10 protein-coding genes and 1 riboswitch are annotated in these 9,766 nt (G+C 54.8%); of the genes, 5 read left to right on the top strand and 5 right to left on the bottom strand.

The genetic code is table 11. The features are described from left to right. The first annotated feature begins 102 nt into the window (after positions 1 to 102). From K5905_RS18870 to K5905_RS18850, 5 genes are all read left to right on the top strand, one after another. The gene (locus K5905_RS18870; RefSeq protein ID WP_297586597.1) at positions 103 to 444 is read left to right on the top strand and encodes a helix-turn-helix transcriptional regulator; all 342 of its coding nucleotides are present in this window, start codon (positions 103 to 105) and stop codon (positions 442 to 444) included. After that, entirely contained in the window at positions 441 to 875 is a 435-nt protein-coding gene (locus K5905_RS18865; RefSeq protein ID WP_297586596.1) for an SRPBCC domain-containing protein, read from the top strand. The genes K5905_RS18870 and K5905_RS18865 overlap by 4 nt, the downstream gene beginning before the upstream one ends. Positions 876 to 972: 97 nt before the next feature. Beyond that, the gene (locus K5905_RS18860; RefSeq protein WP_297586595.1) at positions 973 to 2,409 is read left to right on the top strand and encodes a deoxyribodipyrimidine photo-lyase; all 1,437 of its coding nucleotides are present in this window, start codon (positions 973 to 975) and stop codon (positions 2,407 to 2,409) included. Between the two features lie 97 nt (positions 2,410 to 2,506). Continuing rightward, positions 2,507 to 2,875, top strand: coding sequence for a DUF971 domain-containing protein (locus K5905_RS18855; RefSeq protein ID WP_297586593.1), 369 nt, complete (start codon positions 2,507 to 2,509; stop codon positions 2,873 to 2,875). A gap of 195 nt (positions 2,876 to 3,070) precedes the next feature. Further along, on the top strand, positions 3,071 to 3,766 hold the full coding sequence (locus K5905_RS18850) for a DNA helicase (RefSeq protein WP_297586591.1): 696 nt from the start codon (positions 3,071 to 3,073) through the stop codon (positions 3,764 to 3,766). Positions 3,767 to 3,881: 115 nt separating this feature from the next. Here the strand turns inward: K5905_RS18850 and K5905_RS18845 are convergent, their stop codons facing one another. The 5 genes from K5905_RS18845 to K5905_RS18825 all read right to left on the bottom strand — a co-directional run. After that, complete coding sequence (locus tag K5905_RS18845) at positions 3,882 to 4,475, bottom strand: L,D-transpeptidase (RefSeq protein WP_297586589.1); 594 nt, start codon at positions 4,473 to 4,475, stop codon at positions 3,882 to 3,884. Between the two features lie 395 nt (positions 4,476 to 4,870). Next, positions 4,871 to 6,667 (bottom strand): phosphomethylpyrimidine synthase ThiC, encoded by a 1,797-nt coding sequence (thiC, locus tag K5905_RS18840; RefSeq protein ID WP_297586587.1) that lies wholly within the window; start codon positions 6,665 to 6,667, stop codon positions 4,871 to 4,873. A gap of 95 nt (positions 6,668 to 6,762) precedes the next feature. After that, positions 6,763 to 6,883: riboswitch (TPP riboswitch) on the bottom strand. 166 nt (positions 6,884 to 7,049) lie between these two features. Further along, the gene (locus tag K5905_RS18835; RefSeq protein ID WP_297586585.1) at positions 7,050 to 8,687 is read right to left on the bottom strand and encodes a fumarate hydratase; all 1,638 of its coding nucleotides are present in this window, start codon (positions 8,685 to 8,687) and stop codon (positions 7,050 to 7,052) included. Positions 8,688 to 8,832: 145 nt separating this feature from the next. Then, complete coding sequence (locus tag K5905_RS18830; RefSeq protein ID WP_297586584.1) at positions 8,833 to 9,390, bottom strand: YceI family protein; 558 nt, start codon at positions 9,388 to 9,390, stop codon at positions 8,833 to 8,835. 24 nt (positions 9,391 to 9,414) lie between these two features. Continuing rightward, positions 9,415 to 9,766, bottom strand: a 352-nt coding sequence (locus K5905_RS18825) for a cytochrome b/b6 domain-containing protein (RefSeq protein WP_297586582.1), incomplete at its 5' end; no start/stop codon positions are given.

Below are 9,766 nucleotides of genomic sequence, written 5' to 3'. Positions count from 1 at the left end.
AGGCCTGCCACATTTGAGCAAATGTATCTCGAAAGTCGACTGCGTCACGTTCCTGTACCAGGACGGACCGTTTGATTTTCTGCCCGTAACGGAGACGGGCAAATGAATACCGGCCCTCAAGACGTTTTCCGAGCTCTGGCCGACCCGACGAGGCGGCAGATCCTGCTGTACCTATCGGCTGAAAGCCTCGCAATCGCTGATATTGCCGAGCGTTTCGACATCACCCGAACCGCGATCAACAAGCATCTGACAATTCTGGAAGAAGGAGGCCTCATCAGTCGAGAGGCCCGCGGACGCGAACGACGCAACACACTGAACCCGGAGCCACTCAGGTCTGCATTCGAGTGGCTTGGATACTTCGAACACTTCTGGGACGAAAAGCTCACCAATTTGCAGCGTGAAATCGCCAAGGACATGAGTGAACTGAAGGAAACCGACAAATGACGGAAACGACCATCACAAAGACCGTTATTCTGAATGCTCCGCGCAATGTCGTTTGGGACTTCCTGACGAAAAGTGAAAAACTGGCCCGCTGGTTCCATCCTTCGGAAAACGATCTGGAGGAGGGGGCTGAATATGCACTTTTGGATCAACGCGCCGATATGGCCCGGGTTTGCTGGGGAACCGTTCTGGAAATGCGCCCGCACGAAAGTCTGGTCTATACATTTACCGTCAAACCGCTGAATGGCGCCATGACCACGGTTCGCTGGTCGTTAAAGGAAGTTGCCGGAGGAACTCAACTGACATTAGTTCATGAGGGGATCGAGAAAGCAGCAGGTGAGGCGGCTTTCATGATGCTGAGTGCGCTGGATAAAGGTTGGGATGATCACCTTGGACGCCTCAGGCAATTTGCTACCGATGCTGTGTCCGCATAACGAAAGGCCATTAACCTGAACAGGTTGTGACCGATGTTTCGTTTGATCCAATTGCTGTCCCTGGCGTATTCCATAAAACAAAGTAGACAGGGGCAGCATGACAACACTTGTTTGGTTCCGCCACGACCTTCGTATCAACGACAATCCAGCGCTATTCGAAGCAGTGGCAAGAGGGCGGATCCTTCCTGTTTTCATTCGGGAAACCCCGGAACAGTCAGGTGAGGATCATCCGTTGGGCGGTGCAAGCAATTGGTGGCTGCACCATAGCCTGGCCGCGCTGAAAAAATCTCTCCCCGGTCTGGTGCTTTTGAAAGGCTGCGCGAGGCATCTGATCCCTGCGCTCGCAAAGGATACCGGTGTCGAGGCGGTTTACTGGAACCGCGGCTATGAGCCACACGTGGTCGAACGCGACGCCGATATCAAGAACATGCTGAAAAGCGAAGGGTTTGAAGCGAGGAGCTTCAAAGCAAATTTGCTGTTCGAGCCATGGGAAATGAAAACCGGAACGGGTGGTCCCTTCAAGGTTTATTCTCCTTTCTGGCGAGCGATGCAAAAGTTGGGCGTGCAACAGCCGCTACCGGCGCCCGGACAAATTGAGTTCATCTCCGGTCATGACGGCGTCGACCTGGATCAATTTGATCTTTTGCCGGAGGCTCCGAACTGGGCTGCCAGATGGAATGATATCTGGGACCCGGGTGAAACCGGTGCGGAAGAGCGGCTCACGGCGTTTCTAAGCACAGGCCTTGAGGATTATGGCGACTTGCGCAACCGGCCGGATCTGCCAAAGGTTTCCCGTCTTTCTCCACATTTGCATTTCGGAGAAATCTCACCGCGCCGGATCTGGCACGAAACGCTTCTTCATGTTGGCAAAGCTGAATCACTGCGCGCGGATGCCATGAAGTTTCTTTCGGAAATAGCCTGGCGGGAGTTTTCCTCTCATCTCCTCTTCCACTTTCCAAAACTGCCATCGGAAAACTGGCGTCCTGCCTTTGATGCCTATCCCTGGCGGAACCATCCGGCAGATCTTGAAAATTGGCAAAAAGGGCAGACCGGGTACCCGATTGTGGATGCAGGAATGCGTGAACTCTGGCAAACCGGCTACGTGCACAATCGGGTTCGGATGATTGTTGCCAGTTTCCTGGTTAAACATCTTCGCCTGCACTGGTATCACGGCGAGGCCTGGTTCAGGGACACGCTTGTTGACGCCGACCTGGCAAACAATTCCGCAAGTTGGCAGTGGGTGACAGGTTCCGGTGCGGACGCTGCTCCATACTTCCGCGTGTTCAATCCGATAAGTCAGGGCCAGAAATTCGATCCGAACGGGGCCTATATTCGAAAATGGGTGCCGGAACTGAAAGACCTTGAGACGGCTTTTCTGTTCGCGCCGTTTGACGCCCCATCTGATGTGCTCACAAGGGCAGGGGTGGAGCTGGGGGAAAACTATCCTCATCCGATTGTCGACCATGCTGCTGCCCGCAAAGCCGCACTTGAAGGCTACAGCGCCGTTAAAGAGGCGGGACAAAACGCAGCTTGACGGCAAGGAGCAGCCCGGTATCGTCCGCGCAAATCCGGAACGAGGTGAGGAGGCGTTTAGGCCTGTCACCGATTGCTCTCATGAATTGGAATGCTCAATGACCGATGACACAGCCCCCTGGCCAACCGAGCTGCGGGTTTCTGAGAACAGGAAGACGCTGACAGTTGCCTTCAACAACGGCGAACGCCACGACCTGTCAGCAGAATATCTGCGCGTTTGCTCACCCTCCGCAGAGGTAAAAGGGCATAACCCCTCACAGAAGCAAACGGTTCCAGGCAAACGAAATGTCGAAATCATCAAGATCGAACCGGTAGGCAACTATGCGGTACGGATCCATTTCGACGACATGCACCATTCCGGTATCTATACCTGGACCTATTTTCGCGAGCTTGGCAACGAGCCACAGAAACACTGGGGCATCTATCTTCAGGAACTTGAGCAAAAGGGACTGAGTCGCGACCGCTAGCACCTGTCATCGATCTTTTCCGAAACTGGAATTGTGGAAGCAGAATCAGCTATCGTTCCTGATGGCTTGACCCGCGCCTTCCCCCTCCAATCGGAGCAGCAGTTGACCTGCAGGGCAAATTGCATCGGCATCACCTGACCGCGCATGCACATAAGGAGGGATTGTAGCATTTGCGCGAATTTCAGGAGGTTGCAAATGAGATTGTCAGCACCCTTGTTCCGCTTGAAACGCCTGGCCCGTCAACTGGCACGCAAAGAACGTTTGCCTCACCATGCCGCGCTGGACATGGTCGCGGCTGATGAAGGGTTTTCCAGTTGGGGGCTTTTAGCAGCGTACTACAAAACTCGGCAGAACAAGATCGGGAAACCTGAAGCCAGCGTTCTTGCCGGATTTGGAGACGGGGAACTGCTGATTCTGGCGGCTCGTCCCGGTCATGGCAAAACACTGTTTGGGATCGATTTGCTGGTTGAGGCTGCCCGATCGGGCCATCAGGCATTTTTCTTTTCCTGTGAATGTTCGTTGGAGGACGTGAACCAGCGTTTGTCGCACAGTGCGGGCAGGGACCCCAAAGTAAATTCCAGACTTCTGATCGACCTTTCGGATCGCCTTTGCGCGGATCATATCGAAACCGGGCTTTCCATGGCCGAACCCGGCACAGTTGCTGTGATTGATTATCTGCAGGTGCTTGACCAAAGGCGATCGGAACCTGAACTCGATGTACAGATCAGGCAGCTGAGGCGTTTGGCCCTGAGGAAGGGAATAAGGCTGGTTTTCCTGTCACAGGTTCATCGCTCATTTGATCCGGATAAAAAGCAATTGCCGGGCTTTGCGGATTTGAGGTTGCCGAACCCTGTCGCATTTCAGCAAGGGCTGTTTCCTGCACGATGGTGAAATGGCCGTTCTCCCGAATTGAAAGTCACCGCAATCCGTCTGTTGCATTTTTCCAGTTCCGAACAAAAAAAGCCGGGCAATCCTGCCCGGCTTTTTGCATCGTGGAATTTGTGCTTTAGCGCTTCACAATGATCTTGGAGCCGACGGAAACATTTTCATAAAGATGAATGATGTCTTCGTTGGCAAGCCGGATACAGCCTGAAGAAACCTCTGAACCGATCGTCCACGGCTCAATGGTTCCATGAATGCGATAAAGGGTGGAACCGATATAGAGCGCGCGTGCGCCCATCGGATTGCGCGGGCCTCCCGGCATATAGGACGGGAGAATGCGGCCTTTCCTGCGCTCGCGGGCACGCATTTGTGCAGGCGGCGTCCAGCTCGGCCATTCAGCCTTGCGAGTAACACGATGGGTGCCCGCCCATTGGAAGCCTTCTTTGCCGACACCGACGCCGTACTTCATGGCCTTGCCGCCCGGCAGCACATGATAAAGTCGACGCTCGGATGTATCGACAACGATCGTGCCGGGTGAATACGGGCCGTCGTAACGGACCTTCTTGCGCTTTACAGGTGACTTACCACCCGGATGGTATTTGGGTGTGACCCAAGTATTAGTGCTGTGATCGAAATATCCGGCACGTGCGAAAGCATCGCCGGGAAGCATCAAGGCTCCGGCAAGCACAGCAATCATTGCAAATAAAAACGTCTTCATCTTTGTCCCCCATAAGCGCCCAGCCCACATTTGGCGCGCTACATATCGAAGGTTACGTTAAGAAAATGTCCTTGCCGCTCTATTAACAATCATGGCCCAAAACGGCTTCGAAAGGAATCTCACGTTGATGTGAGCAGGGCTCAGGTCGATCAATTCTGCTGAAATTGCAACGAAAATATGCTCTCGCACGGATTTATCCCGGTAAATCTCCTCAAAGATGCTGACAAATGTACCAATGAATAGGCAGCCGTTGATTTTTTCCCTAGAGGAAGAGTTTTTGAAAACAAACGCTGAAAACTGACCTCGATCAGCCTCCTGCACCCTGTCGATGAAAACGAGATTCGGGCGACACAGCGCCGGAAGTACTTGTTCTGTACTTCCGGCCGAAAGACGATTTAGCAGTCCTGGTGTGCGACCGGAACATAAAGATCGCCACCATCACGATACTTCTGCGCCATCTCCGCCATGCCGGTCTTTTGCGCTTCTGCCCGAATGTCGTGGCTGATGCGCATGGAGCAGAATTTCGGACCGCACATGGAGCAGAAATGCGCAACCTTGTGGGCTTCCTTCGGCAGGGTCTGATCGTGGAAATCGCGGGCCGTATCGGGATCAAGCGACAGGTTGAACTGATCTTCCCAGCGGAATTCGAAACGCGCCCGGGAGAGAGCGTCATCCCGTGCCTGAGCCCCGGGGAGACCCTTGGCGAGATCGGCTGCATGGGCAGCGATCTTGTAGGTGATCACACCGGTTTTAACGTCGTTGCGGTCGGGTAGGCCGAGATGTTCCTTCGGAGTGACGTAACACAGCATTGCGCAGCCGAACCAGCCGATCATCGCAGCACCGATTCCAGATGTGATGTGGTCATAACCTGGAGCGATATCCGTGGTGAGCGGCCCGAGCGTGTAAAACGGGGCCTCGTGACAGCACTCAAGTTGTTTGTCCATGTTCTCCTTGATCTTGTGCATGGCGACATGGCCAGGACCTTCGATCATCACCTGACAATCCTTGTCCCAGGCAATTTTGGTCAGTTCGCCGAGTGTTTCCAACTCGGCGAACTGCGCTTCGTCGTTGGCGTCTGCTATGGACCCCGGTCGCAGACCATCTCCTAGACTGAATGAAACGTCGTAAGCGCGGCAGATGTCGCAGATCTCGGAGAAATGCTCATAGAGGAAACTCTCCTTGTGGTGGTGCAGGCACCATTTGGCCATGATCGACCCGCCGCGGCTGACGATCCCGGTTACCCTGTTCGCCGTCATCGGCACCATGTGCAGGCGAACCCCTGCATGAATCGTGAAATAGTCGACACCCTGTTCTGCCTGCTCGATCAAGGTATCGCGAAAGATCTCCCAGGTCAGGTCCTCAGCGACACCGCCGACTTTTTCCAGAGCCTGATAGATCGGCACCGTGCCGATCGGTACCGGAGAATTGCGGATGATCCATTCCCGCGTGTTGTGAATGTTCCGGCCGGTCGACAGGTCCATCACGGTGTCGGCGCCCCAGCGGATCGCCCAAACCATCTTGTCCACTTCCTCCGCCATGGAGGAAGTGACCGCAGACGTTCCCATGTTCGCGTTCACCTTCACCAGGAAGTTCCGACCGATGATCATCGGCTCGCTTTCCGGATGGTTGATATTGGCTGGGATGATGGCACGTCCGGCAGCGACTTCGTCGCGCACGAATTCCGGGGTCACATGGTCTGGGATACAGGCCCCCCAATCATTACCGTCACGCGCAATCGAAAGAGAGCGTTTCTGGTTTTCCCGGATGGCGATAAATTCCATTTCCGGGGTCACGATACCTGCGCGCGCATAAGCCAGCTGCGTAACCGGTCGGCCTTCTTTTGCCCGCAAGGGTTTTGTCGTGTTTGGAAACTCCGGCACAAGTCGTTCGTTGGAAACGAAACCATTATCGGCAGGTTGAATGGCACGGCCTTCATATTCTTCAACATCATTTCGCGTGAGTATCCAGCCGCGCCGGATCTTGGCGAGCCCTGATGAAATGTCGATTTGCGCCTGGGGATCGGTATAGGGCCCGGAGGTATCGTAGACCGTGACTGGTGGTTCACCTGCGGTCGGGTGTACGCTGATCTCTCGCATCGGCACCCGAATGTCGGCGTGAAATTCACCGGCAACGTGGATCTTGCGGGAGGCCGGCAGGCAACCGGTCGTGATCTTGAAGGATGGTGTCGTCATGGTTCTCTCCTTGAGCGGATAGCTCAGAAAGACCCGTCGTCATGCTTTTGCAGGAAAGTGGATCAGAATTGATCCCAAAGAACGTGATCGGACTGCGACCTGCTCCGATTGCTTCCTACGCCAGTATCATCTGGGTCAGGTTCAAAGGGTCGCTTCACTTCGCTTGCGCGATGTCCACCTCTCAGCCCCCTCAGCGGGGCTCCCCTGCAGGAACGGAGCCTATGGGCGAGAGAGCGATTCTGTCAATTGCAGGTAGCAGATATCCATGAGTCCAGAGTGAAATTTTCGGCCGGCCTGTTTTTCATTCAGGCTCATTGGAGAGATCGAACACCCGCTAAAAAAACAGGCAGCCGGTGGGCTGCCTGTTTGATGCCGGCTTGTTTTAGCCGAGATTCAATTCCTTGAAGAAATCATTGCCCTTGTCATCTACGACGATGAAGGCCGGAAAATCCTCGACTTCGATCTTCCAGATTGCCTCCATGCCGAGTTCCTCGAACTCGACCACTTCCACTTTCTTGATGCAGTCCTGAGCGAGGCGGGCGGCCGGACCGCCGATGGATCCAAGATAGAAGCCGCCGTGAGCCTGGCAGGCACGGCGAACCTGTGCGGACCGGTTGCCCTTTGCCAACATCACCATGGAACCGCCGGCTGCCTGGAACTGGTCGACATAGGCATCCATGCGGCCAGCGGTGGTTGGTCCGAAGGAGCCTGAAGGCATACCTTCAGGGGTTTTGGCCGGGCCGGCATAATAGACCGGATGATCCTTGATATAGTCAGGGAGCGGCTCTCCTGCCTCCAGACGGTCGCGAAGCTTGGAATGCGCAAGATCGCGAGCGACGATAAGCGGACCGGTCAGCGACAGGCGCGTCTTGATCGGGTGTTTGGAAAGCTCGCCCAGGATCTCGGACATCGGTCGCGTCAGGTCGATCTTCACAACATTGTCCGACAGATGGTCGTCGGTCACTTCCGGAAGGTATTTTTCAGGATGCATTTCAAGCTGTTCCAGAAAGATACCGTCCTTGGTGATTTTGCCCACGGCCTGACGGTCCGCCGAGCAGGAAACAGCAAGTCCGATCGGCAGTGAGGCGCCATGGCGCGGCAGACGGATCACGCGAACATCGTGACAGAAATACTTGCCGCCGAACTGGGCGCCAACACCGGTTGCCTGGGTTAGTTTCAGGATTTCCTGTTCCATCTCAAGGTCGCGGAAAGCGTGACCGAGTTCAGAACCTTCAGTCGGCAGGTTGTCGAGATACCGTGCCGAGGCAAGTTTCGCGGTTTTCAGGTTCATCTCGGCTGATGTGCCGCCGATGACAATTGCCAGGTGATAGGGCGGGCAGGCGGCCGTGCCGAGGGTGAGGACCTTTTCCTTCAGAAAATCGATCATCCGGTCATGTGTCAGAAGGGACGGCGTTCCCTGAAAGAGGAAGGTCTTGTTGGCAGACCCGCCGCCCTTTGCCATGAACAAGAACTTGTAAGCGTCTTCGCCATCCGCATAAAGCTCGATCTGTGCCGGCATGTTGCTCTTGGTGTTTTTCTCCTCGAACATGGAGATCGGTGCGAGCTGCGAATATCGCAGGTTCTTTTTGTAATACGCATCGCGCGCACCTTCGCCGAGCGCGGCCTCATCCGTGCCGTCGGTCCAGACCCGTCGTCCTTTCTTGCCCATGACAATCGCAGTGCCTGTGTCCTGGCACATGGGCAGAACGCCGTGGGAAGCGATATTGGCGTTTTTCAAGAGATCGAACGCAACGAATTTGTCGTTTTCGGTGGCTTCCGGATCGTCGAGGATTTTCTTCAGTTGCTCCAGGTGACCGGGGCGCAGGAAATGGTTGATATCCTTGAAGGCTTCCTCCGCTAGCAGGCGCAGTCCTTCCGGCTCGACCATCAGGACTTCTTCCCCGTTGAACTCCGCGGTTTTGACGAAGTCGGACGACAGCTTGCGATATGGTGTCTGATCTTCACCTTGCGGGAAGAGGGCACTGTGCTGATAGTCGGGGGGCGTAACGGGAGCGTTCATAAGACGGCTTTCCTGATCTGGCTGTTGCCGGTCAGACAAGGAACCGGCTGCGCTGGAACGTTGAGTGCTGTCCTCATACGGCAAAAAGGCCGCAAACGCCAAGTCCTGCGGCCTAATGATTTGGTTGGATAAGGAGAACTTCGACTTATCTTATGGCAGTCAAATCCAGGGTGACTGTGACAAGGTCGCCGACCGTATCCGTACCGACGCCGGATCCGAGCTTGTAGTCAAGCCTGTTGACGGTGGCCTTGCCTTCCGCCTTCGCGGTGTCGCCGTCAATGTCCAGCGTGAAATCCAGTTTGACCGGATGGGAGATCCCCTTGATGGTCAACGTGCCATCGGCGCTGTAGCTGTTGCCTTCCACTAGTGAAACCGCGTCCGCTTTGAATTCGGCAATTGGAAATGAGTTGACATCAAACCATTCGGAACCCGGCATGGTTCCGTCAAATTGCGGATTACCGGTCGAGGCGCTCATGGCCTTGACGTCAACTGCGATTTCAGCTGTTTCCGGTGCGTTCGGATCAAATTCGATGCTTGCCGTCCATGTGGCGAAAGTGCCCCTCAACGTGCCTTCACCCTGCTGGACTTCAAATCCGAGGGTGCTCTGTCCGGGATCGACGTTCCAGGTGTCGGCCATCACTGGTGAGTTGACGACGATTGCTGAAGAAATGGATAGTGCAAATGCAATATTTCTCAGAGCCATATAGAGTTTTCCTAAAGTTGAATTTCAGGATTTGTTCTTCGCCGACGCGGTGGAAACCATGCGTTTCAAGGTATCGTCGCGAGCGATGAAATGGTGTTTGAATGCGGCGGCTATGTGGACGACAATCAGTGCAATCAGCAGATAGGCTCCATATCCATGCAACATCTTGAAGAAGCTTTCCGCTTGTTCCTTGGTGCCAAGGGCTTCTGGAACAGGCAGGTGGGGCACCGGCTGGACGTTGAATAGGACTGTCGGAATACCCCAGGGAGAAGCAGACACCATCAACCAGCCGGTGATTGGCATTGCAAAGAGCAGGGCGTAAAGACCGATGTGGCCCAAATGCGCAGCCAATTTTTCCAACGGATGCATGTCTTCC

The sequence above is a fragment of the Roseibium sp. genome, assembly GCF_025698965.1.
Lineage (GTDB): Bacteria > Pseudomonadota > Alphaproteobacteria > Rhizobiales > Stappiaceae > Roseibium.
Note: the sequence above shows the minus strand (reverse complement) of the source record. Positions and strands in the feature narration are given on the sequence as shown.

What these genes read in the sequence shown, in the direction of transcription:
- K5905_RS18850 (WP_297586591.1), top strand. Translation starts at nt 3,071, where the DNA reads ATGAGATTGTCAGCACCCTTGTTCCGCTTGAAACGCCTGGCCCGTCAA.
- K5905_RS18845 (WP_297586589.1), bottom strand. Translation starts at nt 4,475, where the DNA reads ATGAAGACGTTTTTATTTGCAATGATTGCTGTGCTTGCCGGAGCCTTG.
- K5905_RS18835 (WP_297586585.1), bottom strand. Translation starts at nt 8,687, where the DNA reads ATGAACGCTCCCGTTACGCCCCCCGACTATCAGCACAGTGCCCTCTTC.
- thiC (WP_297586587.1), bottom strand. Translation starts at nt 6,667, where the DNA reads ATGACGACACCATCCTTCAAGATCACGACCGGTTGCCTGCCGGCCTCC.
- K5905_RS18830 (WP_297586584.1), bottom strand. Translation starts at nt 9,390, where the DNA reads ATGGCTCTGAGAAATATTGCATTTGCACTATCCATTTCTTCAGCAATC.
- K5905_RS18870 (WP_297586597.1), top strand. Translation starts at nt 103, where the DNA reads ATGAATACCGGCCCTCAAGACGTTTTCCGAGCTCTGGCCGACCCGACG.
- K5905_RS18865 (WP_297586596.1), top strand. Translation starts at nt 441, where the DNA reads ATGACGGAAACGACCATCACAAAGACCGTTATTCTGAATGCTCCGCGC.
- K5905_RS18855 (WP_297586593.1), top strand. Translation starts at nt 2,507, where the DNA reads ATGACCGATGACACAGCCCCCTGGCCAACCGAGCTGCGGGTTTCTGAG.
- K5905_RS18860 (WP_297586595.1), top strand. Translation starts at nt 973, where the DNA reads ATGACAACACTTGTTTGGTTCCGCCACGACCTTCGTATCAACGACAAT.